26 protein-coding genes are annotated in these 25,542 nt (G+C 68.7%); 8 read left to right on the top strand and 18 right to left on the bottom strand.

The window, feature by feature from the left end:
• Positions 1 to 41: 41 nt before the first annotated feature.
• The 5 genes from mmsB to E4191_RS11360 all read right to left on the bottom strand — a co-directional run bounded on the left by mmsB (position 42) and on the right by E4191_RS11360 (position 5,897).
• Complete coding sequence (mmsB, locus tag E4191_RS11380) at positions 42 to 911, bottom strand: 3-hydroxyisobutyrate dehydrogenase (protein ID WP_135313508.1); 870 nt, start codon at positions 909 to 911, stop codon at positions 42 to 44.
• Positions 908 to 1,915, bottom strand: coding sequence for an enoyl-CoA hydratase/isomerase family protein (locus E4191_RS11375; protein WP_135313507.1), 1,008 nt, complete (start codon positions 1,913 to 1,915; stop codon positions 908 to 910). Before E4191_RS11375 ends, mmsB begins: the two co-directional genes overlap by 4 nt.
• 3 nt (positions 1,916 to 1,918) lie before the next feature.
• A complete protein-coding gene (locus E4191_RS11370; RefSeq protein WP_135313506.1) occupies positions 1,919 to 3,064 on the bottom strand; it encodes an acyl-CoA dehydrogenase family protein in 1,146 nt (381 codons plus the stop codon).
• Between the two features lie 78 nt (positions 3,065 to 3,142).
• Positions 3,143 to 4,273 (bottom strand): carboxylate-amine ligase, encoded by a 1,131-nt coding sequence (locus E4191_RS11365; RefSeq protein ID WP_135313505.1) that lies wholly within the window; start codon positions 4,271 to 4,273, stop codon positions 3,143 to 3,145.
• 124 nt (positions 4,274 to 4,397) lie between these two features.
• Complete coding sequence (locus tag E4191_RS11360; protein ID WP_135313504.1) at positions 4,398 to 5,897, bottom strand: CoA-acylating methylmalonate-semialdehyde dehydrogenase; 1,500 nt, start codon at positions 5,895 to 5,897, stop codon at positions 4,398 to 4,400.
• A 99-nt stretch (positions 5,898 to 5,996) separates the two neighbouring features.
• Here E4191_RS11360 and E4191_RS11355 point away from each other — a divergent pair, with 99 nt between their 5' ends.
• The 3 genes from E4191_RS11355 to coaD all read left to right on the top strand — a co-directional run bounded on the left by E4191_RS11355 (position 5,997) and on the right by coaD (position 8,006).
• On the top strand, positions 5,997 to 6,908 hold the full coding sequence (locus E4191_RS11355; protein ID WP_135313503.1) for a LysR family transcriptional regulator: 912 nt from the start codon (positions 5,997 to 5,999) through the stop codon (positions 6,906 to 6,908).
• 53 nt (positions 6,909 to 6,961) lie between these two features.
• The gene (locus tag E4191_RS11350) at positions 6,962 to 7,423 is read left to right on the top strand and encodes a CBS domain-containing protein (protein ID WP_135313502.1); all 462 of its coding nucleotides are present in this window, start codon (positions 6,962 to 6,964) and stop codon (positions 7,421 to 7,423) included.
• Between the two features lie 91 nt (positions 7,424 to 7,514).
• The gene (gene coaD / locus E4191_RS11345; RefSeq protein ID WP_135313501.1) at positions 7,515 to 8,006 is read left to right on the top strand and encodes a pantetheine-phosphate adenylyltransferase; all 492 of its coding nucleotides are present in this window, start codon (positions 7,515 to 7,517) and stop codon (positions 8,004 to 8,006) included.
• A 59-nt stretch (positions 8,007 to 8,065) separates the two neighbouring features.
• Here coaD and E4191_RS11340 read toward each other — a convergent pair whose 3' ends face one another.
• The 8 genes from E4191_RS11340 to pyrC form a co-directional block, all read right to left on the bottom strand.
• Entirely contained in the window at positions 8,066 to 8,560 is a 495-nt protein-coding gene (locus E4191_RS11340; RefSeq protein WP_135313500.1) for a bactofilin family protein, read from the bottom strand.
• The gene (locus E4191_RS11335; protein WP_228461265.1) at positions 8,550 to 9,821 is read right to left on the bottom strand and encodes a DUF5930 domain-containing protein; all 1,272 of its coding nucleotides are present in this window, start codon (positions 9,819 to 9,821) and stop codon (positions 8,550 to 8,552) included. Before E4191_RS11335 ends, E4191_RS11340 begins: the two co-directional genes overlap by 11 nt.
• Before the next feature lie 195 nt (positions 9,822 to 10,016).
• The gene (locus E4191_RS11330; protein WP_135313498.1) at positions 10,017 to 11,414 is read right to left on the bottom strand and encodes a helix-turn-helix domain-containing protein; all 1,398 of its coding nucleotides are present in this window, start codon (positions 11,412 to 11,414) and stop codon (positions 10,017 to 10,019) included.
• Between the two features lie 61 nt (positions 11,415 to 11,475).
• Complete coding sequence (locus E4191_RS11325) at positions 11,476 to 12,666, bottom strand: multidrug effflux MFS transporter (protein ID WP_135313497.1); 1,191 nt, start codon at positions 12,664 to 12,666, stop codon at positions 11,476 to 11,478.
• A 233-nt stretch (positions 12,667 to 12,899) separates the two neighbouring features.
• Positions 12,900 to 13,250, bottom strand: a complete 351-nt coding sequence (locus E4191_RS11320) for a DMT family protein (RefSeq protein WP_135314443.1) — start codon at positions 13,248 to 13,250, stop codon at positions 12,900 to 12,902.
• Positions 13,247 to 14,734, bottom strand: a complete 1,488-nt coding sequence (locus E4191_RS11315; protein WP_135313496.1) for a replicative DNA helicase — start codon at positions 14,732 to 14,734, stop codon at positions 13,247 to 13,249. The genes E4191_RS11320 and E4191_RS11315 overlap by 4 nt, the downstream gene beginning before the upstream one ends.
• Positions 14,735 to 14,852: 118 nt before the next feature.
• Complete coding sequence (locus tag E4191_RS11310) at positions 14,853 to 15,524, bottom strand: orotate phosphoribosyltransferase (protein ID WP_135313495.1); 672 nt, start codon at positions 15,522 to 15,524, stop codon at positions 14,853 to 14,855.
• A complete protein-coding gene (gene pyrC, locus E4191_RS11305; RefSeq protein ID WP_135313494.1) occupies positions 15,521 to 16,564 on the bottom strand; it encodes a dihydroorotase in 1,044 nt (347 codons plus the stop codon). Before pyrC ends, E4191_RS11310 begins: the two co-directional genes overlap by 4 nt.
• Before the next feature lie 196 nt (positions 16,565 to 16,760).
• Between pyrC and E4191_RS11300 the strand changes: the two genes are divergently transcribed.
• Both E4191_RS11300 and E4191_RS11295 read left to right on the top strand, forming a co-directional pair.
• Entirely contained in the window at positions 16,761 to 17,024 is a 264-nt protein-coding gene (locus tag E4191_RS11300) for an antibiotic ABC transporter (RefSeq protein WP_228461263.1), read from the top strand.
• Positions 17,025 to 17,071: 47 nt separating this feature from the next.
• Positions 17,072 to 17,824: an SDR family oxidoreductase gene (locus E4191_RS11295; RefSeq protein WP_135313492.1), complete on the top strand. Its 753-nt coding sequence runs from the start codon at positions 17,072 to 17,074 to the stop codon at positions 17,822 to 17,824.
• Positions 17,825 to 17,890: 66 nt separating this feature from the next.
• Here E4191_RS11295 and gap read toward each other — a convergent pair whose 3' ends face one another.
• The 4 genes from gap to purB form a co-directional block, all read right to left on the bottom strand.
• Positions 17,891 to 18,892 (bottom strand): type I glyceraldehyde-3-phosphate dehydrogenase, encoded by a 1,002-nt coding sequence (gene gap / locus E4191_RS11290; protein ID WP_135313491.1) that lies wholly within the window; start codon positions 18,890 to 18,892, stop codon positions 17,891 to 17,893.
• Positions 18,893 to 18,996: 104 nt separating this feature from the next.
• The gene (locus E4191_RS23790) at positions 18,997 to 19,140 is read right to left on the bottom strand and encodes a hypothetical protein (RefSeq protein ID WP_168217456.1); all 144 of its coding nucleotides are present in this window, start codon (positions 19,138 to 19,140) and stop codon (positions 18,997 to 18,999) included.
• A gap of 78 nt (positions 19,141 to 19,218) precedes the next feature.
• The gene (locus tag E4191_RS11285) at positions 19,219 to 20,229 is read right to left on the bottom strand and encodes a flagellar motor switch protein FliG (RefSeq protein ID WP_135313490.1); all 1,011 of its coding nucleotides are present in this window, start codon (positions 20,227 to 20,229) and stop codon (positions 19,219 to 19,221) included.
• A gap of 70 nt (positions 20,230 to 20,299) precedes the next feature.
• Positions 20,300 to 21,613: an adenylosuccinate lyase gene (gene purB, locus E4191_RS11280; RefSeq protein ID WP_135313489.1), complete on the bottom strand. Its 1,314-nt coding sequence runs from the start codon at positions 21,611 to 21,613 to the stop codon at positions 20,300 to 20,302.
• A gap of 148 nt (positions 21,614 to 21,761) precedes the next feature.
• On the opposite strand from purB, the gene E4191_RS11275 reads away from it, so the two are divergent.
• The 3 genes from E4191_RS11275 to E4191_RS11265 are packed head-to-tail and all read left to right on the top strand — an operon-like array spanning position 21,762 to position 23,856.
• Positions 21,762 to 22,475: a hypothetical protein gene (locus E4191_RS11275; protein ID WP_135313488.1), complete on the top strand. Its 714-nt coding sequence runs from the start codon at positions 21,762 to 21,764 to the stop codon at positions 22,473 to 22,475.
• Between the two features lie 17 nt (positions 22,476 to 22,492).
• Positions 22,493 to 23,521, top strand: a complete 1,029-nt coding sequence (locus E4191_RS11270; RefSeq protein ID WP_135313487.1) for a YihY/virulence factor BrkB family protein — start codon at positions 22,493 to 22,495, stop codon at positions 23,519 to 23,521.
• Positions 23,518 to 23,856, top strand: a complete 339-nt coding sequence (locus E4191_RS11265) for an SMR family transporter (protein ID WP_135313486.1) — start codon at positions 23,518 to 23,520, stop codon at positions 23,854 to 23,856. Before E4191_RS11270 ends, E4191_RS11265 begins: the two co-directional genes overlap by 4 nt.
• Here the strand turns inward: E4191_RS11265 and E4191_RS11260 are convergent.
• Positions 23,853 to 25,541, bottom strand: coding sequence for a peptidoglycan -binding protein (locus E4191_RS11260; RefSeq protein WP_135313485.1), 1,689 nt, complete (start codon positions 25,539 to 25,541; stop codon positions 23,853 to 23,855). The two genes, E4191_RS11265 and E4191_RS11260, sit on opposite strands and share 4 nt — an antisense overlap.
• Position 25,542: the final 1 nt, after the last annotated feature.

The raw sequence follows: 25,542 nt of genomic DNA, 5'->3' as shown, positions 1-25,542 counted from the left end.
CGGCATCAAAAGTCAAATGCCCGGGCCCGACAAGTCCCGCGTCAGGATGGTACGGTCTGGAACCGTGTCAACATGGCGGAAAAGTCGCGTCCGGCCCCCCCCTGATGCTGCACGAAATCCTCGTAGAGCTGCCGGGCCATCGCGCCCATCGGCGTCTCGGCTCCCGACGATTCGGCGGCCTGCCGCGCCAGCGTCAGGTCCTTCAGCATCAGCTCGGCCGCGAAGCCGGGTTTGTAGCCGTTGTCGGCGGGCGAGGTCGGGCCGACGCCCGGCGCCGGGCAATAGGCGTTCATGGACCAGCTGTAGCCCGAGCTGGTCGAGACGACGTCGAACATCTTCTGCCGGTCCAGCCCCAGCCTGTCGGCCAGGCCGAAGGCCTCGCAGGTGGCGATCATGGTCACGCCCAAAATCATGTTGTTGCAGATCTTGGCCGCCTGGCCCGCCCCGCTGTCGCCGCAATGCACGGATTTCTGGCCCATGATCCCGAACAGCGGCTCCATGCGCGTGAAATCCTCGGGCCGGCCTCCGACCATGAAGGTCAGCGTCCCGGCCTGCGCCCCGCCAATCCCGCCCGAGACCGGCGCGTCCAGCGCCCCGAGGCCCGCCGCTCGCGCGAGGTCCGCCACGGCCCGGGCGCTGTCCACGTCGACCGTCGAGCAGTCGCACAGAAGCGCGCCCGGCGTCATGGCCGGGATGATCTGGTCGGCCACCGCCCGCAGGATGGCGCCGTTCGGCAGCATCGTCACGACGACCTCGGCCTCGCCCACGGCCTCGGCGGCGCTGGCGGCGGCACTCACGCCCGGCGGCATGGGGGCCGCGGTGTCGAAGCCTTTGACCGCGTGCCCGGCGGCGGCCAGATTGGCGGCCATGGGCGCGCCCATGTTGCCCAGTCCGATGACGGTGATCCTCATTCCGCGTCCTCCCACAGCAAGTCGTCCTGATCCAGCGGCGCCAGCAGGGCGCGCACCTTGTCCTCGTCCGCGCCCGCCTGCCAGCGCGGGCTGCGGTCCTTGTCGATGATCTGCGCGCGCACGCCTTCCAGGAAGTCGCTCTCGGCGGTGGCGCGGGCGGTGAAGCGGTATTCGCGGGTCAGCGACTGCTGCATCCGGTGGTCGGCCCGCGCGGCCCGGACCAGCGCCAGCCCCGCCGCCATCGACAGCGGAGAGTTCCGCCGCAGGGCCGCCAGCGCCTCGTCGTCGCCTGCCGCCTCCAGCGCGGCGACGATGTCGGGCAGGTGCCGCCCGCCGAAGGCCGACAGGTCGCGCCGGTCCAGCACCGCCGCCGGGACGGGCTGGCCGGTCAGGGCGAAGACGTCGCCGTCCCGCTCCAGCCGGGCAATCAGGTCGGGCCAGTCCGCCTCGGGGATGTAGAGATCGGCAAAGCCCGCATGGATCGCATCGCCCGGGCCCATCCGCGCGCCGGTCAGTGCCAGGTATTCGCCGATCCGGCCCGGCGCGCGGCCCAGCAGCCAGCTGCCGCCCACGTCGGGGATCAGGCCGATGCCGCTTTCGGGCATGGCGATCCGGGTCGTGTCACCGACGATCCGGTGGCTGGCATGGCCGCCGACCCCCACGCCACCGCCCATGACGAAGCCCTGCATGAAGGCCACGATGGGCTTGGGGAAGGTCGCGATGGCCGCGTTCATGCGGTATTCGTCGCGAAAGAAGTCGCGGCCCAGCTGATGATCGCCCGCCATGCCCGCATGAAAGACCGCCGCGATGTCGCCGCCCGCGCAGAAGGCCCGGTCGCCTGCCGCGTCGATGACGACCAGCGCCACGGCGGGATCGTCGCGCCAGCCGTCCAGCGCCCGATGAAGGGCCTGCGCCATATCATGGGTCAGCGCGTTCAGCGCCCGTTCGCGGGTCAGGGTGATGCGGCCCGCCCGGCCCGCGATGCGGATGTCCAGATCGTCCATGCCCTACCCCCGGTCCGCGATCATGGCGCGGCTGATGATCAGGCGCATGATCTCGTTCGTGCCCTCCAGGATCTGGTGGACGCGCAGGTCGCGCACGATCTTCTCGATCCCGTAATCGGCCAGATAGCCATAGCCCCCATGCAGCTGCAGGCACTGGTTGGCCACCTCGAAGGCGCGGTCGGTGACATGCAGCTTGGCCATGGCGCAGAATTTCGAGGCGTCGGGCGCGCCTTGGTCCAGCTTCCACGCCGCCTGCCGCAGGAAGATGCGGCTGGACTGCAGCGCGGTCTCCATCTCGGCCAGGCGGAACTGCAGGGCCTGGAAGCGGTCCAGCGCCTGCCCGAAGGCCTGCCGGTCGCCCATATAGGTCAGTGTCGCGTCCAGCGCCGCCTGCGCGCCCCCCAAGGCGGCGGCGGCGATGTTCAGGCGCCCGCCGTCCAGGCCCGCCATCGCATAGGCGAAGCCCCGGCCCTCGTCGCCCAGCAGGTTGGCGGCGGGGACGGTGCAGTCGTCGAACTGCACCTGCGTCGTGGGCTGGGCGCGCCACCCCATCTTGTCCTCGGGCGCGCCGAAGGACAGGCCCGGGGCATCGGTGGGCACGATCACCGTGCTGATCCCGCGCGGCCCCTCGGCCCCGGTGCGCAGCATGGTGACATAGGCATCCGAATAGCCGCCGCCCGAGATGAAGGCCTTGGTGCCGTTGATGCGCCAGCCCTCGTCCGTCCGGTCGGCCCGCGTGCGCAGCGCCGCCGCGTCCGAGCCGCTGCCCGGTTCGGTCAAGCAATAGCTGAACACCGTCGTCATCGCACAAAGGCCGGGCAGCCAGGCCTGGCGGTCCTCGGCCGATCCGAAGCGGTCGATCATCCCGCCGCACATGTTGTGGATCGACAGGAACGCGGCGACCGAGGGGCAGGCCATCGCCAGCGCCTCGAAGATCAGCGTCCCGTCCAGCCGCGACAGGCCCGCGCCGCCCTGCTCCTCGGAGACGAAGATGCCGCCCAGACCCAGGGCCGCCACGTCGGGCCACAGGTCGCGCGGGATGGTGCCCTGCCGTTCCCAGTCCCGCGCATGCGGTGCGATGCGGGTCTGGCCGAAGTCGCGGGCCATGTCGAAGATGGCCTGCTGTTCCTCGGTCATTGCGAAATCCATGCGGTCTCCCTCCCCGGCGGCCGTGAATTGGTCAGTGTGTAGGTGGCAGATGTTGCAGGATTGTTGCAACCCCGCATGTCACAGGTCGCGGCGGAACGCCTCGGTCAGGTGGCGGGCAACGGCCTGCAGTGACTCGTCCTCGCTGGCCCCGGCGGCGCGGGCGCGGGCGGCCACGTCGCGCTGCGCCTGCGCCGAGGTGCCGCCCGCCACCATCCCGCGCAGCCGCGCGACGAAGGGCTGGCTGTCTAGGGCATCGGCATCCTCGGCGATCAGCTCCAGCCAGTCCTCGGCGATGCGGTCGAAGGGCAGGATGGCGCCCGCGCCGAAGTCGATCAACCCCTCGGTCGTGCCGTAGCGGGCGGCGCGCCAGCGGTTCTCGTTCAAGAGGAAGGGCTCGTATTGCTGCCAGCGCTGGTTTCTGCGCGACAGGCGCCACAGCATGCGCAGGGTCGCCTGGGTCAGCGCCGCCAAGGTCAGCGCATCCTCGACATGCGGGCAGGCGTCGCAGATTCGGGTCTCCAGCGTCGGATACTTGCTGCTGGGGCGCAGGTCCCACCAGATCTTGGAGCTGTCCTCGAGGATGCCCAGATCGGTGAGCGCCGCGACCGAGCGCTCGAATTCGGCCCAAGAGCCGAAGGCCGGGGGCAGGCCGGTGCGGGGCATGTCGCCGAAGACCGTGGTGCGGTAGGACGCGAGCCCCGTGTCCTGCCCCAACCAGAAGGGGCTGGAGGCCGACAGCGCCAGCAGATGCGGCAGGAAATAGGCCATCTGTCCCATCAGGTCGATCCGCTGCGCCGGATCGGGAATGCCCACATGGACATGCATGCCGCAGATCAGCATGCGCCGCGCCACCCCGCCCATGTCGCGCGACAGCTGGTTGTAGCGGTCCTTGTCGGTATGGTCCTGCTGGCGCCAGTCGGCGAAGGGGTGGCACGAGGCCGAGATCGGCGCCAGACCGTGTTCCGCCGCGCGGGTGGCGACCGTCGCGCGCAGATGGCGCAGCAGGTCGCCCGCCTGGCGGATGTCAGGGGCGACGGGGGTGCCGATCTCGATCTGGCAGCGCAGGAATTCCGGGCTGACCTGATCGCCCAGATCGTCGGCCAAAGCTGCCATGAGCGCCGGGGGCGCGGCAGCCAGCTGGAAGCTGGTGGCATCGACGAGCAGGTATTCTTCCTCGATGCCGAGGGTGAAGTCGGGGTCTTGTGTCATTCGGGGCCCTGTCGGTGGGAGCCGTGGTCGCGTGGTGCCTTGGGGGGTTTTGCGTCCCGCGAGTGCCGGGGGGCTTGCGCGCCCCCCGGACCCCCTGCGGGATATTTCTGCCAAGATGAAGAGGTCAGTCCATTGCCTTGAAGTTGAACTCTCCGCCTTCCTTGATCCCCGAGGGCCAGCGCGCGGTCACGGTCTTGGTGCGCGTGTAGAAGCGGAACGCGTCCGGGCCGTGCTGGTTCAGGTCGCCGAAGCCGGATTTCTTCCAGCCGCCGAAAGTGTGATAGGCCAGCGGCACCGGGATGGGGACGTTGATGCCGACCATGCCGATGTTGATGCGGCTGGCGAAGTCGCGCGCGGTGTCGCCGTCGCGGGTGTAGATGGCCGTGCCGTTGCCGTATTCGTGGTCCATGGCCAGGCCGATCGCCTCCTCGTAGCTGGCGGCGCGGACGGTGGTCAGGACGGGGCCGAAGATCTCGGTCCGGTAGATGTCCATGTCGGGCGTCACGCGGTCGAAGAGATGCGGGCCCACGAAGAAGCCGTCCTCGTAGCCCTGCAGGTTGAAGTCGCGGCCGTCGACGACCAGATCGGCGCCCTGGTCGATGCCGGTCTGCACGAGGCGCAGGATGTTCTCCTTGGCGGCCTTGGTCACGACCGGGCCGTAGTCGATGTCGGTCCCGGCGGTCCAGGGGCCGACCTTCAGCTTCTCGATGCGCGGGATCAGCTTCTCGATCAGCGCGTCGGCGGTGGCCTCGCCCACCGGCACCGCGACCGAGATCGCCATGCAGCGTTCGCCCGCCGCCCCGTAGCCCGCCCCGATCAGCGCATCCGCCGCCTGGTCCAGGTCGGCATCGGGCATGATGATCATGTGGTTCTTGGCGCCGCCGAAGCATTGCGCGCGCTTGCCGTTCTGGGCGGCGCGTTCGTAGATGTACTGCGCAATGGGCGTCGAGCCCACGAAGCCCACCGCCTGCACCGTCTCGTTGTCGAGGATCGCGTCGACGCTGTCCTTGTCGCCGTTGACCACCTGCAGCACGCCGTCGGGCAGGCCCGCCTCTTGCAGCAGTTTGGCCAGCATCAGCGGCACCGAGGGGTCGCGCTCGGACGGCTTGAGGATCATCGCGTTGCCGCAGGCGAGCGCCGGGCCCATCTTCCACAGCGGGATCATGGCGGGGAAGTTGAAGGGCGTGATGCCCGCCACCACGCCCAAGGGCTGGCGCATGGAATACATGTCGATGCCGGGACCGGCGCTGTCGGTGAAGTCGCCCTTGAGCAGGTGGGGGGCGCCGATGCAGAACTCGATCACCTCCAGCCCGCGCTGGATGTCGCCCTTGGCGTCGGCGAAGGTCTTGCCATGTTCCGAGGACAGGACCTCGGCCATCTTGTCCATGTCGCGGTTGATCAGCCCCACGAAGGCCATCATCACCCGGGCGCGGCGCTGCGGGTTGGTGGCGCCCCATGCGACCTGGGCCTTGGCGGCCTGCGCCACGGCATGGTTCAGCTCGGCCTTGGTGGCCAGCGACAGGCGGGCCTGCACCTCGCCAGTGGCGGGGTTGAAGACATCGGCGAAGCGGCCCGACGTGCCCTTGTACTCCTGACCGTCGATCCAGTGATGTATCTCGCGCATGGCATCCTCCTGTGGTTTGGCCGAACCCTAGCCTTGCGGAAATGCGGTGCAAAGGGGAATGGTGGCAAAAGGGTTTTGCGGTTCTGCAAAGGGGGCGCGATGGACTGGGACGACCTGCGCATCTTTCTGGCGGTGGCGCGGACGGAGAGCCTGTCGGGGGCGGGGCGGCGGCTGGCCATGGACGCCTCGACCGTGGGGCGGCGCATCGCGCGGCTGGAGGCGGCGGTGGGGGCGGCGCTGTTCCTCAAGACGCCGCAGGGCTATGCCCTGACCGCCGAGGGCGCGCGGCTGGTGGCCCCGTCCGAGGCCGCCGAACTGGCCGCGACCGCCGCGTCCGAGGCGGTGCGGGCCGAGGCGGGGATCACCGGGCAGCTGCGCATCGGGGCGCCGGACGGCTGCGCGAACTACCTGCTGCCGCAGGTGGCGCGCGACCTGTGCGACGCCCATCCGGGGCTGGAGGTGCAGATCGTCGCCCTGCCGCGGGTGGTGAACCTGACGCGGCGCGAGGCCGACATGGCGATTGCGGTGTCGCCGCCGGATACCGGGCGGCTGATGGTGCAGCGGCTGGTGGATTACCAGCTGCATCTGGCCGGGCATCGGGACTATCTGGCGCGCCATCCGCCGCTGCGCGATCTGGCCGATCTGAAGGGGCACCGGATGATCAGCTATATCCCCGACATGATCTTCGACCGCGAGCTGGACTATCTGTCCGCGACCGGGATGGAGGTGGCGCAGATCAGCTCGAATTCCGTGGCGGTGCAGATGCAGGCGGTGCGGGCCGGGGCGGGGTTGGGGATCGTGCACGACTTTGCCATCCCCTTCGCGCCGGGGCTGCAGCGGATCCTGACCGACCGCATCGCGCTGCGGCGCAGCTTCTGGCTGATCCGGCATGCCGACGACCGGGCCTCGCGCCGCCTCAGCCTTCTGGCCGACGCCTTGGCGCAGGGCATCCGTGCCGAAGTGCTGCGCCTCGAGGGGCTGCTGGGACCGTGCCCCGTTCGTGGGACTTGACGCGGGACGATTCGGCGAAAATGATGTTGGGATCCAAGCCGAAGGGGCCCATCATGCTGGTCAAGCATCTGTTGTCGATGAAATCGGATACCGCCAAGCCGTGGATCGATTCCGGGTCGATCGTGACGATCACCCCGGACATCACGCTTGGCGAGGCGGCCCGGATCCTGGCGGAAAAGCGCATCGGCGCGGTGGTCGTGTCGCAGGACGGGCGGCGTCCCGACGGCATCCTGTCGGAGCGCGACATCGTGCGGCAGCTGGGCAAGCACGGCGTCGATGTGCTGTCCAAGCCCATCGGCGGGGTGATGACGACCCAAGTGCAGACCTGCACCACCGGAGAGGACGCGCTGACCATCTTGGAGCGGATGACCGAGGGCCGGTTCCGCCACATGCCGGTGGTGGACGAGCAGGGCGACATGCTGGGCGTGATCTCGATCGGGGATGCGGTCAGCGGGCGCCTGAAGGAACTGGCGGCCGAACGCGAGGCGCTGACGGGCATGATCATGGGCGCGTGACGCGGGGTCGCGGTCGGTCACAACCTTGCAATCGCGGCGAAAATGCGCTTTGCCTGTGGCAACAGGACCCTGACCCAAGGACGCGATCTTCATGCGCATCGGCCTTTATCCCGGCACGTTCGATCCGATCACGCTTGGCCATATCGACATCATCCAGCGCGCCATGGCGCTGGTCGACCGGCTGGTCATCGGGGTGGCGATCAACCGCGACAAGGGCCCTCTGTTCGATCTGGAGGCCCGCGTGGCGATGGTGCAGGCGGAATGCGATGCCATCGTCGCCACGACCGGCGGCGAGATCGTCGTCCATCCGTTCGAGAACCTGCTGATCGACTGCGCCCGCGACGTGGGGGCCAGCATCATCGTGCGCGGGCTGCGCGCGGTGGCCGATTTCGAATACGAGTTCCAGATGGTCGGCATGAACCGCGCGCTGGACAGCAGCATCGAGACGGTATTCATGATGGCCGATGCCCGGCGGCAGGCCATCGCCTCCAAGCTGGTCAAGGAGATCGCGCGGCTTGGCGGCGACGTGTCGAAGTTCGTGACACCCCCCATCGCCGAGGCGCTGCGCCGCAGCTACGGCTGACGCGCGCGCATGAAAAAGGCCCGCCGGGGCGGACCTGATCAGCGCGAGGGTGGGGCCGGTCAGTCGACCATCGGCGGGGCCAGCTTCTTGGTACCGCCATTGCTGAGCGGGTCTTCCTGACGCTGGACCGAACCCTCGAAATGGGCGCCCGATTCGATGGCGATGGTCTTGTGGATGATGTCGCCCTCGACCCGGGCCGAGGCGGTCAGGCGGACCTTGAGGCCGCGCACGCGGCCCACGACGCGGCCATGCACGATCACGTCGTCGCCGACGATCTCGCCCTTGATGGTGGCCGTCTCGCCGATGGTCAGCTGATGGGCGCGGATGTCGCCCTCGACCGTGCCTTCGATGGTGATGTCGCCCTGCGTCTTGATGTTGCCCGTCACCGTCAGGTCCGGGGACAGGACCGAGGGAGAGACGCGGGCGCGGGGCGCGGCCGCGGCGGGCGCGGGCTGCATCTCGGCGCTGCGGTCTGGCGCGGCTGCGGGGGCGTCGGCGGGCGCGGCGGGGGTCTGGGCGGGTCGGGTCTCGGTCACGCGGGTCTTACTGAACATTGTCTGCTGCCTTGATGAAGCTCATCGGGTCCACGGCCCGACCGTTCATGCGCACCTCGTAATGCAGGTGCGGTCCGGTCGAACGTCCGGTATTCCCCATATCACCGATCCGCTCTCCTTGCGACACCCGATCGCCAACTTTCACATGGATGCGGTTCAGGTGGGCATAGCGGGTCTCGGTGCCCAGTTCGTGGCTGATCTTTATGAGGTTGCCATAGGCGCCGCTGCGGCCCGCGAAGGTCACGACGCCGTCGCCCGTGGTGTGGATCGGCGTGCCCACGGGACCGGCCATGTCGATGCCCTGGTGCATGCGGCCCCACCGGCGCCCGAAGCCCGAGGTATAGCGGAAGTTCTGCGTGACGGGCATCGCCAGCGGCAGCTTCTCGATGGCGATGCGGTAGGTGTTCATCTGGTCCAGCGTCACGATGATCTGCCGGGCCTTCGTCTCGCCCTCGCTCAGCGCGGCATTGCCGCGGGTCGAATAGGACATCGGAGTCAGCGGACCGCCCTGGCCCGAATAGCCGCTGCGGATGGTGCGCAGCACGTCGTCGGGGTTCATGCCGACATTGCGGAAGACCTCGTCCAGGGGCGCCACGGAGACGGTCACGGCGCTTTCCAGCTGCGACAGGATCTCGTCGTTGCGGGCCAGGATCTGGTCGCGCTCGACGGTCAGCTCCTGCGCGGTCAGGCGGGCGGATTCGGCGTCATGTTCGGCCTCCACACGCTGGTCGGCGGCGCTGCGCAATTCGCCCGACAGGATGTCCAGCGCGACCGAAAACTCCTCGGCCCGGTCGGGGGCATCGGGGGCGGCCGTGGCCAGGACCGGGTCGCGATCGGCCAGTGTGTCGCGCAGGGTCGACTGGACGGCGGCCAGGCCCGTCTCCATCTCGCGGCGGCTTTCCTCCGAGGACAGAAGCTGGGTCTGCATCTGCGACACCTGCTCCAGCGCGACGGCGAAGCGGGACTGCGCGGCCAGCGCCTCGGCCGCGCGGGCGTCGCGTTCGGCCTGCAGCAGCTCCAGGCGCTCCTCGAAGGCGGCTTGGCTGCGCTGGATCTGGTCGCGGGACTGGCCGGAACCCACCGCATCGATCACCAAGAACGAGCTGGCGACCAGCGTCCAGCCGAAGATCAGGGTGATGCCGCTGATGCCGACGGCCTGGGTGAGGGGGCGCAGGCGGACAAAGCGCGTGGTGTCGTCGGACCGAAGGAAAAGCCGTTGCTCGGGCAGCCACTTTTCAAGCGACGCGTTCAGTCGATCCATCACCGTCATTGTCCGATATTGTCCCCCGAAAGCACGCCTGTTTCTGGGTCGGTGGCGCGTTGGTTCCGTACGCCCATCGGTAAACAGCAGCCGTGCCCAGTTGGCAACATGCCCGCGGGCCCGGTTCCGCGCGTTGGCGGAACCCTGCCTTTCTCGGCAAGGAACCGCCGAATTAAATGAACCGTTTGTAATTAGTTACGCAATTTCATAGGGGAGCGGCCCGTTGCGATCCTGCGGAATCCGCAGCGCGCGGTCGATCGGCGGCACGGATCGCTGGTGGCAGTCGCGGCGCGGGCAGATCCGGCACGAGATTCCGATCGGCTCGAAGGCCCGGGGGCGGGTCAGGTCCAGCCCGTCGGCATAGACCATGCCGGTCGCATGGGTCACCTCGACCCCCAGACCGATCGCGAAACGGCGCACCGGGGCATTGAAGGCGCCCGCATGTTTCGACACGTCGCGCGCCAGCAGCAGATAGCGCACCCCGTCGGGCGTCTCGGCCAGCTGGCGCAGGAAGCGGCCCGGCTGCTCGAAGGCCTGGTGCACGTTCCACAGCGGGCAGGCGCCGCCGAAGCGCGCGAATTGCAGCCGGGTGGCGGAATGGCGCTTGGTGATGGTGCCCGCCTGATCGACGCGCACGAAGAACAGCGGCACCCCCTTGGCGCCGGGACGCTGCAGGGTCGACAGCCGGTGCGCCACCTGTTCCAGCGAGGCGCCGAACAGATGGGCCAGCCGTTCCAGGTCGTGACGCTCGGCCAAGGCGGCGGCCAGGAAGGGGCGATAGGGCATGAGCGCGGCCCCGGCGAAATAGTTGGCCAGCCCGAGCCGGGCGATCTGCCGGGCGGTGGGGCTGCGGAAGCGGGCCAGATCCAGCGTCGCCTCCAGCAGGTCGCCCTGATGCTCCAGCGCCACCAGATGCAGCAGCTGGAAGGCCCGCGTGGGCGCCTCGGCGGTGTCGTTGACCAGCAGGCGGTCGCCGTCGCGGCGAAAGACCGAGGCCGCGGGCAGTTCGGTCAGTTGCACGCGGATGCCGCGTTCGGCCAGCGCGGCGGTGGCCAGCTGCCAGGGATCGCCGCGCCGCCCGTCGGGGCAGGCGAAGCGTTCGGCGGCGCGGTCCACCGCGTCGATGTAGTTGTCGCAATAGTGGAAGAAGTCGCGCACCTCCTCCCACGGGGTGGACAGGCTGTTCTGGCTGGCCGCGCCGATGGCCTCGTCCAGCGCGGCCAGACGCTCCTGCCCCTCGCGATGGGCGCGGTAGAGGTCCAGGAAGGCGCGGGCCAACACCGGGGCATTGGTGGCGGCCAGCCGCAGGTCGGCCAGCGGCGGGGTGCCGTCGAAGAGTGGATCGGCCAGCGCCTCCTGCATGTCGATGACCATGCGTTCGGCGTCGCCCGCCGCCAGCGTGGTCAGGTCGGTGCCGAATTCCTGCGCCAGGCGCAACAGCACGCCCGCGCTGATGGGGCGGTGGTTGTTCTCCATCTGCGAGAGATAGGGCAGGGACACGCCCAGCTTCTCGGCGAAGCGGCGCTGCGTCAGGACGGCGCGGGACCGGGTCTCGCGCAGCGCGCTGCCGGCATAGATCTTCTGCGTGGCCATGGTGCCCCCCGTTCTTTGCAAACCAAGTCCTAGCCGTTGCAAAGCCTGTCGGGCAAGAGGGTCAGGCCGCGCCGACCAGATGCGATTCGCGGCGGTAGACCCATCCGATCGCCACCAGCGAGCCCAGGGCCGAGGCCGCCATGATCGCCAGAAGCGGCGTGGCCCCGCTGCCCGGCTGCAGCAGCGTGCCGGCCAGCGCCGACAGCGCCGCCCCGCCGCCCACCGCCAGCGCGCCGCCCAGGCCCGAGGCTGTGCCCGCCAGTTCGGGCCGCACGCTCATCATCCCGGCATTGGCATTGGGCAGGACCATGCCGTTGCCCAGGCCCATGACCGCGATGGCGCCGAAGAAGGCCAGCGGGCGGATATGGCCCGCCAGATCGACGGCCAGCGCCAGCGTCAGCGCGGCGGTGCAGATGACCGCGCCCATCAGGATCATCAGGTTCAGCCCCAGCCTGGGCGAGAAGCGTGCCGACAGGAAATTGCCGGTGATGTAGCCGATCGAGGGGGCGGCGAACCAGTAGCCCACCTGCGCGGGCGTCAGGCCGAAGATCTGCTCGCCCACGAAGGGCGCGCCGCCCAGATAGGCGAAGAACGCCCCCGAGGAGAGCGTGGCCGCCAGGCAATAGCCCCAGAAGCGGTGCGAGCGCGCGAGGATTGGATAGTTCGCCCATTGCAGGTGCAGCGCCAGCCCGCCGCCGCGCACGGTCTCGCCCATGTCGCGCCAGGCCAGTACCAGCACCGCCAGACCCAGCAGGCCCATGACCGCGAAATTGGCCTGCCAGCCGAAGGCCTCGTCCAGCACGCCGCCGAAGACCGGGGCCATCATCGGCACCACCGCCATGCCCATGGTGACATAGCCCAGCATCGAGGCCGCCTGGTCGCCCTCGTAGAGGTCGCGCACCACGGCGCGGGGCACCAGCATACAGACGGTGATGACCGATTGCAGCAGGCGGAAGATCAGGAAGGTGGTCGCGGTCGTGGCCAGAAGCGTGCCGATGGTGGCGAAGAGGAAGCCGATCAGCCCCCAGATGACCACGGGCCTGCGCCCGAACCGGTCGCTGAGCGGGCCGCCCAGAAGCTGCAGCACCGCGCTGGCGCCGATATAGGCCGAGACCGAAAGCTGCATCACCCCGTACTCGACGTCGAAATCCCGGGCCATGCCGGGCAGCGAGGGCAGGAACACGTTCATCGACAGGGCCGAGACGCCGGAAAGGGCCACCAGTGTCAGCATGTGGGGCGGGGTGCGCAGCATCAGACCTCCTGTCGGCGGGAGGTTTGCATGATCTGCAGAATGGCCCGCGATCCGTGCTTAGCGCGCGGCCGGGCGGGGCGCCAGAGCGGGCCGAGGATTTGCGTCCCGCGACGGCGGGGGGCCGGCCCCCCGCGCCCCCCCGCGGCCGGGAACGGGTGTTGGCCTGAGGTGTCGAAGGAAGGGCCTCCGGCGGGGATATTTGGGCCAAGATGAAAGGGGCGGGCTGCGGGCGGTCAGCCGAAGTCGTGGAAGATGAACCAGGCGCCGAGGCAGATCAGCGAGAAGCCGACGCCATGCTGCCAGCCGAGTTTTTCGCCCAGATAGATCCAGGAGAAGATCGCGAAGACCGAGAGGCTGATGACCTCCTGGATCGTCTTCAGCTGGGCGGCGCTGAAATACCCGTAGCCCATGCGGTTGGCGGGGACCTGCATCAGGTATTCAAAGAAGGCGATGCCCCAGCTGATGAAGATCACCGTGACCAGCGGCGCCGTCTTGAACTTGAGATGACCGTACCACGCGATGGTCATGAAGACGTTCGAGGCCAGCAGGAGCCCGATCGTAGCGACCGGGACGGGCAGGCTCAGTCCCACTGGGTCTGGCGGTCGCGGGCGAGGTTGCCGAAGCGGGTGAACTGGCCCTCGAAGGCCAGTTCCACCGTGCCGATGGGGCCGTGGCGCTGCTTGCCCAGGATCACCTCGGCCTTGCCATGGACATTCTCCATCACCTGCTGCCAGCGGGCCATGGCGTCCAGGTCGCTGTCCGAGGGCTTCTCGCGTTCCTTGTAGTATTCCTCGCGGAAGACGAACATCACGATGTCGGCGTCCTGCTCGATCGAGCCGGATTCGCGCAGGTCGCTGAGCTGCGGGCGCTTGTCCTCGCGGTTCTCGACCTGGCGCGACAGCTGCGACAGGGCGATGACGGGGATGTTCAGCTCCTTGGCGACGGCCTTGAGCCCCTGGGTGATCTCGCTGACCTCGTTCACGCGGCTGTCCTTGGCGGTGGCGGCCTTCAGCAGCTGCAGGTAGTCGACGATCAGCACATCCAGACCGTGGGTCCGCTTGAGTTTGCGCGCCCGGGCGGCCAGCTGGTTGATCGGCAGGGCCGGCGTGTCGTCGATGAAGAGCGGGCAGTTCTGCAGCGCATGCGCGGCCTCGACGAAGCGGCGGAACTCGCCCTCGTCCATATTGCCCGAACGGATGCGTTCGCTTGGCACTTCGGCGGCCTCGGACAGGATGCGGGCGGCCAGCTGTTCGGCCGACATCTCGAGGCTGAAGAAGCCCACGACGCCGCCTTCGACCGACCCTTGCGTGCCGTCGGGCTTTTCGCCCAGCTTGTGGCATTTGGCGATGTTGAAGGCGATGTTGGTGGCCAGCGCCGTCTTGCCCATCGAGGGGCGCCCGGCCAGGATGATCAGGTCGGAATTGTTCAACCCGCCCATCTTGCCGTCCAGGTCGATGAGGCCGGTCGAGATGCCCGACAGCTTGCCATCGCGCTGATAGGCGGCATTGGCGACCTGCACGGCGCCGGTGACGGCCTTGAGGAAGCTCTGGAAGCCGCGCTCCGCCGTGCCGGCCTCGCCCAGCTTGTAGAGCGTCTGTTCGGCAGCCTTGATCTGTTCCTCGGCATCGTCGCCGACCTCGACCGACGAGGCGCGGGCCGAGATGTCCTGACCCAGCATCATCAACTCGCGCCGCAGGGCGAATTCGCGGATCATCTGGGCATAGTCGCGCGCGGCATAGGCGCTGATCGCCGAGGCCGCCATGCGGGCCAGATAGGCGGGGCCGCCCAGCTCTTTCAGGCCGTCATCATTGTCCAGAAAGGCCTTGATCGTGACCGGGCTGGCCAGCGCGTTGCGGCGGATGCGTTCGGCGCAGATGTCGAAGATGCGGGCATGGACCGGGTGATAGAAATGATCGGCCTTGATGATCTGGCTGACCCGGTCGAAGACGTCGTTATTGGTCAGCAAAGCGCCCAGAAGCTGCTGTTCGGCCTCCAGCGAGAAGGGGATGGCCTGCTTGTCCTCGGCGCCCTCGGCCTGGCCGGGGATGATCACGCGCAATCCGCTCATGTCGCTGCCTGTCTTTCTTGTGGTTCGGGCCAGTCTAGCGCAAAGGCCCGGGCGGTGAAATCGTCGGGGTCCGGTTTTCGGTGCATGGATCTGTGGACAGGCTGTGGATAAGCGGGCCTCAGCCGTTTGCCGCCTGCCATGCCCGGGGATCGGTCAGGAAGGCTTCGACTTCGGCCAGGGTCGCGGCGTCGAAGCTGCCCTGCGCGCGGGCCTCGGCCAGCACGTCCCACCAGGTGCAGAGATGATGCAGCGCCACGCCGTGATCGGCCAGCCGCTGCACGGTCTCGGGGAAGATCCCGTAGTAGAAGATGACCGCCGTATGGGCGCAGGTCGCCCCAGTCTCGCGGATCGCATCGACGAAGGACAGCTTGCTGCCGCCATCGGTGGTCAGATCCTCGACCAGCAGAACCCGCTGGCCCTCGGTCATCACGCCCTCGATCCGGGCGTTGCGGCCATAGCCCTTGGGCTTCTTGCGCACATAGGTCATCGGCAGGCCGAGCCGTTCGGCCATCAGCGCGCCGAAGGGGATGCCCGCCGTCTCGCCGCCCGCCACGTTGTCGAAGGCCTCGAAGCCCGCGTCGCGCATGACGGTCGCGGCCATGAAGTCCATCAGGGTCGCCCGGACCCGGGGAAAGCTGATGATGCGGCGGCAATCCACATAGGTCGGACCCTTGAGGCCCGAGGCATAGGTGAAGGGCTGGGCGGCGTTGAAGTCGACCGCCTTGATCTCCAGCAGCGTCCGGGCGGTCAGGCGGGCGATCTCGTCGCGCGCGGGGAAGGTCAGGCTCATGCGTCCTCCGGATGCCAGTGCAGGGGGAAACCGGGGTCGAAGACGGTGACCGTCTCGTCGCCCGCGGTGATCTGGGTGGGATAGGCGACGGGCGTGTCGCGGCGGGTCAGGGTGACTCGGTCCTCGTTCGGAGGCAGGCGATAGAAGGCGGCGCCGTTCAGGCTGGCGAAGGCCTCTAGCCGGTCCAGCGCGCCGTCATCCTGGAACACCTGCGCCAGGATCGACAGGGTGTTGGGCGCGGTGAAGCAGCCGGCGCAGCCGCAGGGCTGCAGTTTCGCGGCATCGGTATGGGGGGCGCTGTCGGTGCCCAGGAAGAACGTCGCCTCGCCCGAGGTCGCGGCCGCGCGCAGGGCCAGCCGGTGGGATTCGCGCTTGGCGACGGGCAGGCAGTAGTAATGGGGCCGGATGCCGCCCGCCAGGATCGCATTGCGGTTGATGACCAGGTGATGCGTCGTGATCGTCGCGGCCAGATCCTCGCCGCCCGCGCGGGCATAGGCCACGCCTTCGGCGGTGGTGATATGTTCCATCACCACCCGCAGGCCCGGCACCTTGCGGCGCAGCGGGTCCAGGACGGTGTCGATGAACACGGCCTCTCGGTCGAAGATGTCGATGGCCGGGTCGGTCACCTCGCCATGCACGCAGAGCGTCACGCCCGAATGCGCCATCGCCTCCAGCACCGGGCGGACGCGGTCGACATCGGTCACGCCCGAGGCGCTGTTCGTGGTGGCGCCCGCCGGGTACAGCTTGACCGCCCGGATGATGCCGGCATCGAAGGCCGCGATCACGTCCGCCGCCTCCGTCGTGTCGGTCAGGTACAGCGTCATCTGCGGGTCCAGCGCGGCCCCCGGCGGCAGGGCGGCGCGGATGCGGTCGCGATAGGCCGCGGCCTGCGCGCCGGTCGTGACCGGAGGCACCAGGTTCGGCATGATGATCGCGCGGCCGAAGCCTGCGGACTGCGGGGCGACGGCCGCCAGCATCGCGCCGTCGCGCAGGTGCAGGTGCCAGTCGTCCGGGCGGCGGAGGGTCAGGGTCTGGGTCATGAGCCTGCCTCTATACATGGCAGGGGCGAATTGCCAAGTTGCCTCGGGCCGATTTCCGGAACTCTGCTGCAACGTTTTTGTTGTCAGAAGACAGCTGCAGCGGCATGCTGGATACATCGCGCGATAAACGTGTATGCGCCAGAAAGTAGGCTTTCCGATGAACCCCATGATTCTTCCTGCTTCACAGATTCGTCTGGTGACCCAGTTCTCGCGCATGGCGATCGAGGCGCAGATGGTCATCGGCATGCGGATGGCCGGCATGATGGGCCTGATCACCCAGTCCCCCGGAGAGCCGTTCCGCATGATCGCGGAAAAACAGGCTGCCGCGTCCGAGGCGATGTTCGCGATGGCCAGCGCGGGCATGCGTGGCCACAGCACCGAACGGATGCTGTCCGCGGGCATGCGCCCCTATGGCCGCCGCACCCGGGCCAATTCGCGCCGCCTGACGCTGGTCAAGTGATCCCCGCCGCCCCTGTCCGGGGGCGGCCCTGCCAAGGTATTCCCTCCATGAAAACCGCCCTCGTCACCGGCGGTGCCCAAGGCATCGGCCGTGGCATCGTCTTGCGCCTGCGAGGCGACGGTTGGCGGGTCGCTGTCCTTGATCTGGACCGCGAGGCGCTGGACGAGATGCAGGCCGGCGATGCCGACCTTCTGTGCCACGCGGTCGATGTCGGGGACGAGGGGCAGGTGGCCAAGGCCGCCCGTGCCGTCGCGGACTGGATCGGGCCGCAGGGTCTGGATCTGCTGGTGTCCAATGCCGGGATCTCGGATCCGGTCAGTGGACCGCTGGAGGATCTGTCGCTGGCCGACTGGCGCCGTTGGCAGGACAGCCACGTGACGGGCGCCTTCCTGACCATCCGCGCCCTGCTGCCGCTGCTGCGGCAGGCCAGGGGCAGCATCGTCACCATGGCCTCGACCCGCGCGTTGCAATCGGAACCCGATTGCGAGGCCTATGCCGCCGCCAAGGGCGCGCTGGTCGCGATGACCCATGCGCTGGCGGTCAGTCTGGGCCCCGAGGTGCGCGCGAACTGCATCCTGCCCGGCTGGATCGAGACCGGACCGTGGCAGAAATCTGCAAACCGCAGCGCGTCGGCGCATTCCGACCGCGACCGGGACCAGCACCCGGTGGGCCGTGTCGGCCGGGTCGAGGATATCGCCGGGCTGGTGGCTTGGCTCGCCTCGGACGAGGCGGGGTTCGTCACCGGGCAGCGCTTCGTCGTCGATGGCGGGATGAGCGTCCGGATGATCTACGAGGACTGACCCCGGGATGTGAAAAGGGCCCCCGCGCGGATGCACGGGGGCCCTTTGGTCGGGATGATCGCGGGATCAGATCAGCTTGCCCATCGCCACGGCGGTGTCGGACATGCGGTTCGAGAACCCCCATTCGTTGTCGTACCAAGTCAGGATGCGGACCATGCGGCCCTCCATGACCTTGGTCTGGTCCATGTGGAAGATCGAGGAATGCGGATCGTGGTTGAAGTCCGACGAGACCAGCGATTCCTCGGTATAGCCCAGCACACCCTTTAGCGGGCCGTCGGCCGCGGCCTTGATGGCGGCGTTGATCTCGGCCACCGAGGTGTCGCGGCTGGCCTCGAACACCAGGTCCACGACCGAGACGTTGGGCGTCGGAACGCGGATGGCCACGCCGTCCAGCTTGCCCTTGAGTTCCGGCAGTACCAGACCCACGGCCTTGGCGGCGCCGGTCGAGGTCGGGATCATCGACAGGCCTGCTGCGCGGGCGCGGTACAGGTCCTTGTGCATCGTGTCCAGCGTCGGCTGGTCGCCGGTATAGCTGTGGATCGTGGTCATGAAGCCGCGATCGATGCCGATCGTGTCGTTCAGGACCTTGGCCACCGGCGACAGGCAGTTCGTCGTGCAGCTGGCATTCGAGACGACCAGATCGTCCTTGGTCAGCGTGTCGTGGTTCACGCCATAGACGATGGTCTTGTCGGCATCCTCGCCGGGGGCCGAGATCAGCACGCGCTTGGCGCCCGTGGACAGATGCGCCTGAACCTTCTCCTTGGAGGTGAAGAGGCCCGTGCATTCCATGACGACATCGACATCGCCCCAAGGCAGCTCGGCCGGGTTGCGGATCGCGGTCACCTTGATCGGGCCGCGGCCCACGTCGATCGAGGATCCGTCGACGGTCACCGTGGCCGGAAAGCGGCCATGCACGCTGTCATAGCGCAGCAGGTGGGCGTTGGTCTCGACCGGGCCCAGATCGTTGATGGCAATGACCTCGATATCGGTGCGGCCCGATTCGATGATTGCGCGCAGGACGTTGCGACCGATCCGGCCGAAGCCGTTGATGGCGACCTTGACTGCCATGAAAATTCCCCTTGATCCGGTGATGGTTGCCCGTTGTCTAGCGTGGCGAAAGACGTGATGCAAATGCCGAACGCCTGTCCGACGCTAACGGGCGAGGCCCCGGATCACCGCCAGAAGCTGAGATATTCGATGAACTGCGCCAGCGTCTTGGCCGCAACCAGCGGCAGCGTGCCACCCAGCCAGATCTGGTCCGCGACAAAGGTCGCAGCGATCAGGAGCAGCAGAGCAATGGCGATCTTGTTGGTCATCGGGGCCTCCGGTCGCCGCTGTATCGCGCGGCGGATCGTCCGGGGCAAGCCCGTCCATCGAGGGGGGCGGATCCGTCGTCATCCCTCGTCCTGCGGCAGCTTCAGGATCAGCTGCCCGGCCTCCTGCAGGCGGCGCACTGCCGAGACGACCTCGGTCATCGCCTCCTCGACATCCTTGGGCCGCGGCTTGCCCAGGGCCTCGCGTTCCTCGCGCAGGCCGTCGGCCATGCGCTGCGACAGGTTCGACAGGATGAATTCCGCCGCCGCCGCATCCGCCTCGGTCGGGGAGGACAGCGCGCGCACCAGCGTCGTCTGGTCCAGTTCGCGCACCAGACGGGGAACGTCGCGGGGTTCGACGCGCGCGGGGATATGGGTGAAGATGAAGATCGCCTTGCGGACCCCCGCGGCGAAATCGGCGTCGCGTTCGTCCAGCGCGCCCAGCACGTCGTCGCGCAGATCGGCGGTGGCGAAGTTCAGGATCGCGCCCATCCGGTCGCAGGCGGGCGTGGCGATGGCGGGCTTGGGCAGGGTGGCCGCCGCCTGCAGCAGCACCAGCCCCACGCGCTTCAGGGCAGGCGGGGTCACCCCCGAGGTCATCGACATCGCCTGCGCCACCACCCGCGCCCGTTCGCGCGGCAGGGCGAGGAAGGTGGCCGAGGCCGCCTCGACCGGCAGCTTGGACAGCATCAGGGCCACCAGTTCCACCGATTCGGACTGCGCCAGCGTGATCAGCGCTTCGTTCGGCAGCTTGCAGAGCCGCGCCCAGGGGTCGGACTGGCCCGACATCGCGGCGCGCTGGCGCAGCTGGTCGGTGCTGTCGTCCGACAGCCGCGTTCCCAGCATTTCCAGCGTGCCGTCCAGATTGCCGGGAAAGGTGACGCCCACGGCGTCCAGACGGTCGCAGAATTCGGTGATGACGGCGTCGCGGGTCTGGCGGTCGATCACCTCCATCCCCGCCATTTCCTGCGCCAGCAGCGTCTGGCTGTCGCTGTCCAGCCGGTCCAGCCCCGCGACCTCGTCATCGTCCAGCAGAAGCCGCACGATCACGGCCGCCTTCTGCCGCTGGTTCAGCCCTGTCTGGGTGGTCATGCCCCGCCTCCGTCACCGTCGATGACGTCAGCTTGGCATGACAATCCTAACGCCCGGTTGACGCGGGCGCCTAAAGCGGCGCGCTGTCGAAAACGCGGGCAAAGATCGTGTCGACATGCTTGGTGTGATAACCCAGATCGAACTTCTCCTCGATCTCGGCGGGGGACAGGGCGGCGGTGACCTCGGCGTCGGCCAGCAGCTCGGTCTTGAAGTCGGCGCCCTTCTCCCAGACCTTCATGGCGTTGCGCTGGACCAGACGATAGCTGTCCTCGCGCGACACGCCCGCCTGCGTCAGGGCCAGCAGCACGCGCTGCGACATGACCAGACCCTTGAACTTGTTCATGTTGGCCAGCATCGTCTCGGGATAGATCACCAGCTTTTCGACCACGCCCGCCAGGCGGTGCAGCGCGAAGTCCAGCGTGATGGTGGTATCGGGCGCGATCGCGCGCTCGACCGAGGAATGGCTGATGTCGCGCTCGTGCCACAGCGCCACGTTCTCCATCGCGGGGATGACGGACATGCGCACCAGACGCGCCAGCCCGGTCAGGTTCTCGGTCAGGACCGGGTTGCGCTTGTGGGGCATAGCCGAGCTGCCCTTCTGGCCGGGGCTGAAGAACTCCTCGGCCTCCAGTACCTCGGTGCGCTGCATGTGGCGGATCTCGATGGCGATGTTCTCGATGCTGGAGGCGATGACGCCCAGCACGGCAAAGAACATGGCATGGCGGTCGCGCGGGATGACCTGCGTGCTGACCGGTTCCGGTCGCAGGCCCAGTTTTGCGCAGACATGTTCCTCGACCGCCGGGTCGATATTGGCGAAGGTGCCGACCGCGCCGCTGATCGCGCCGGTGGCGATCTCGTCGCGGGCGCGTTCCAGACGGACGCGACCGCGCGCCATTTCCGCATAGAAGCGGGCGAAGGTCAGGCCCATCGTGGTGGGTTCGGCATGGATGCCATGGCTGCGGCCGATGCGGACGGTGTCCTTGTGTTCGAACGCCCGGGTCTTCAGCGCGGCCAGAACGCGGTCCATGCCGGCCAGCAAAAGGTCCGAGGCGCGGACCAGCTGCACATTCAGCGTCGTGTCCAGAACGTCGCTGCTGGTCATGCCCTGATGGACGAAGCGCGCCTGATCGGCGCCCACATGTTCGGCCAGATGGGTCAGGAAGGCGATGACGTCATGCTTGGTGACGGCCTCGATCTCGTCGATGCGGGCCACGTCGAACTGCACGTCCTTCGCGCGCCAGACGGCCTCGGCATTCGCGCGCGGGATCACGCCCAGATCGGCCTGGGCGTCGCAGGCATGGGCCTCGATCTCGTACCAGATGCGGAACTTGGTCTCGGGCGACCAGATGGCGACCATGTCGGGGCGGCTGTAACGCGGGATCATCGGGGGCTCCTTTGCGGTTGGCGCGGGCATAGCGGGGCAGGGGACCGGGGGCAAGTTTTCATCGAGATGCGGGGGGATTGGGCGGAACATTCGGCGCGACCGGCGGGTTTGGGTCGCAACGAGACCTGATAACCGACCGGAGAATGCCATGCGTCCCCCCAATGATGCCCATCCCGAAATGACCGAGGCCGATCGTACCAGCCAGACCCGCTTCGGTCCGCGCCCCGTCCCCAAGGGCCACAAGACGGCCAGCCCCTATGCGCATCGCAAGATGGTCTCCAGCCGCATCCCGCCCTCGGGCAAGGTGTCGCCGGACGGCACGCGCAGCTGGCCCGAGCCCTCGACGACCGCCAAGGTCGTGGTCTGGGGCGGCGTCGCCTTGGGCATGGCCGGGATCGCCGCCGCGATCTCTCTGGCGGTCCAGTCGCTCAGCGGCGATGACGATGCCCCGGCCCCGCGCCGCCGCGTCGACGGTCCCCGCCCCGCCGCGCCGCGCTTTGCCGAGTTGGACGAGGACGACCGCGAGGCCGTGCGCCGCCGCGTCCGCGCGCAGGCGCTGGAGGACAACCGCCGGACCGCGCAGGTCCGCGCCAAGGCTGGTCGCGGCCGCGCTAATATCGCCAAGGATCTGACGCAGACCGCCACGGACCTGTCACAGGGCCTGAACGGCGTCGCGCAATCGCTGCTGGCGGCATTTCAGTCGTTCCGCGGCGTCTCGCATCAGGCGACCGGCATCGTGGGCGAGTTCGTCACCGCCGCCGACCAGCTGCGCGCGATCCTGAACGGCGGCGCCGGCCCGCGCCCCGGCGCGACCGACACCAATCCCGCCCGCCCCCTGCGGGACGAGCCACCCCGGACCTGAGGCAGAAGGAAGACGGGATGCAGCAGGACACCGGCGTTCTGGGGGCCCTTCTGGGCCCCCTCGACCCAGAGACGCGCCAGAAATACGGGCTGGAGGCGCCTGACGCGACCAAGGCGCCGCCGCCCGAGCCTGCTGCCACCGGCCCCAAGCCCGGCCTGCGCGATCTGACGCGCAGCGATCTGCTGGCGGTCGGCAAGTCCGTCTTCAACCAGATCGGCGAGGACCGGGTGACCTCGGTCGCCGGCGGCGTCACCTTCTTCGGGCTCCTGTCCCTGTTTCCGGCGATCACGGCCTTCGTGTCGCTCTATGGTCTGATGGCCGATCCCTCGACCATCCAGTCGCATCTGCAGATGCTGCGGACCCTGCTGCCCGAGGGGTCGTTCCAGATCATCAACGATCAGGTGACGGCCATCGCCTCAGCTTCGACCGGCGCGCTGTCGCTGGCCGGGATCGTGGCGCTGCTGACCGCCTTCTGGTCGGCCAATGGCGGGATGAAGGCACTGCTGTCGGCACTGAACGTGGCCTTCTTCCAGCGCGAGACGCGCAGCTTCCTGCGCCTGAACGTCGTGGCCATGTGCTTCACGCTTGGTGGGCTGGTGATGATTGCCTTGATGCTGATCGTCATCGCGGTCGTGCCGGTCCTCTTGCGCATGCTGCCTTTGGGCTGGGGCGGCGAGACGCTGGTCGCCGTGATCCGCTGGCCGATCATGCTGGCCGTGCTGATCGTCGCGCTGGCGGCGGTCTATCGGTGGGGGCCCGCCGCGCCCAAGTCGCGCTGGCGCTGGATCTCTCCGGGCGCGATCTTCGCGGGCGTCGCGCTGGTCGTCACCTCGATGCTGTTCTCCTGGTACGCGGCGAATTTCGGCGATTACAACGAGACCTACGGATCCCTGGGCGCGGTCATCGCGCTGATGACATGGCTGTGGCTGAACGCCACGATCGTGCTGGTCGGCGCCGAGATCAATTCCGAGCTTGAGGGACATCTGAAGCATATGGCAGGCTTGGAGGACGACCGTCCCCAGAAACGAGGACCCAAGCCGCAATGATCCTGTCGCCCTATGTGCCCTTGGGCATCGCCATCGCGCTGGAGGTGCTGGGCACCTCGCTGCTGCAGCGGTCCGAACAGTTTACCCGACTGGCCCCGACGGTGGGCATGGCGCTGTGCTACCTAGCCAGCTTCTACCTGCTGTCGGTCAGCCTGAAGGTGCTGCCCCTGGGGGTGGCCTATGCGATCTGGAGCGCCTGCGGCGTGGCGCTGGTCGCCCTGATCGGATGGGCCGCCTTCGGCCAGCGGCTGGACCTGCCCGCCGTCCTGGGGATGGGGCTGATCGTCGCCGGGGTCGTGGTCATCAATGTCTTTTCCCGCACGGTCGGGCACTAGCGTTCGGTCAGCTTCAGCTCGATCCGGCGGTTGAGGGCGCGGCCCTCGGGGGTGTCCTCGGAGGCGATGGGGCGGGTGTCGGCGAAGCCGGTGGGCGCCAGGCGGTTGTCGGGAAACCCCAGATCCTCGGTCAGGTAGCGCACGACGGCCAGCGCGCGGCCCTGGCTCAGTTCCCAGTTGTCGGCATAGCGGCCGGTGCCCGACAGGCGCAGGCCGTCGGTATGGCCGTCCACGCGGATGATCCAGTCGATCTCGGGCGGGATCTCGTCCGCGATGTCGGTCAGAAGCTGCGCCAGACCGCCGATCTGCTGGCGCCCGGCCTCGGAGAGGGTTGCCTCTCCTTGGGCGAACAGCACCTCGGACTGGAAGACGAAGCGGTCGCCCACGACCTGCACCCCCTCGCGCCCCGACAGGATCTGCGACAGGCGCCCGAAGAATTCCGACCGATAGCGGGTCAGGTCCTGCGCCTCGGCCTCGGCACGCAGGCGGGCCTCCTCCTCCAGCGCCAGCTGGGCGCGGGTCGCCTCGGCGGCGCGGACCAGCGCCGCGTTCAGCTGCTGCCCCAGATCCGAGACGCGCAGTTCCGCATCCGCCTGCTCGTCGCCCGCGGCATCCAGCAGCGCCTGCAGCGATCCCAGCTGGGCGCGCAGTTGCGCCACCTGTTCGTTCAGCGCGGCGACGCGGCGCTGGCTGTCGGTGGTCAGCCCCTCCTGTTCGTCCAGCTGCGCCTGCGCGGCGGCCAGCAGCGCGGCCTGACGCTCGGCTTCGGTCAGTTGCACCTGGGCCTGGGTCTGCGCGTCGTCGCGGGCGGCATTGGCGGCGGCCAGCAGGGTCAGCGTCTCTTCGGCCTCGCGGCGGCGTTCTTCCAGCGCCAGGGTCATGGCGGTCAGCTCGGTATCGGCGCCTTCCAGGCGCTCGCGCAGCAGGCGGGCGGCCTCGGCCTCGACCAGGCGGGTCTCCTCGGCCTCGGTCAGGCGGGTCTGGGCGGCGTCAAGCTGCGCCTGCTGCTGGCCCATCTCGGCGCGCAGGTCGGCGGTCAGCGCCTCCAGCGCGTCGCGGCGGGCGGCGGCCAGGCGCGCGGCCTCGGCCTGGGCATCGGTCTCGGCGCGCGCGGCGGCCACGGCCAGCTCGGCCGCCGAGGCGCGGGTCTCGGTCTCGTCCAGCTGCGTCTCCAGCGTGGCGACGCGGTCCTGATCCTGCGCGCGCTCGGCCAGAAGGGCGGCAACCTCGGCCTCGAAATCGGTCAGGCGCGTCCGGGCATCGGCCAGCGCCGTCTCGCCCTGCGCCAGCTGGCTGGTCAGGCGCGCGATGCGGGCGGCGCGGTCGCGGGCCTCGGCCTCGGCGCGGGCGGTGCGTTCGGCCTCGGTCTCCAGCTCCTGCGCCAGCCCGGCCTCGCGCGTCTCCGAGGCGTTCAGCGCCTGACCCAGGGCCGCGACCTGCGCGCCCAGCTCGTCCAGCTGCCGTTCCTGGCGCGAGATGACCTGATCCTGATCGGTGATCACCCGGTCCTGGTCGATGATCGTGTTGTCCTGCGTGTCGATCTGCTCGCGCAGCACCGACTGGACGACCATGAAGATCGTCAGGACGAACATCAGCACCATCAGGAGGGCGGTCATCGCATCGACGAAGCCCGGCCAGATGGTCGAGGAAAAGCGCTGCGCCGAGGCGTTGCGGGACAGGCGCATG

The organism is Paracoccus liaowanqingii (assembly GCF_004683865.2).
Classification (GTDB): domain Bacteria; phylum Pseudomonadota; class Alphaproteobacteria; order Rhodobacterales; family Rhodobacteraceae; genus Paracoccus; species Paracoccus liaowanqingii.
This window is presented reverse-complemented; position numbering and strand designations above follow the sequence as displayed.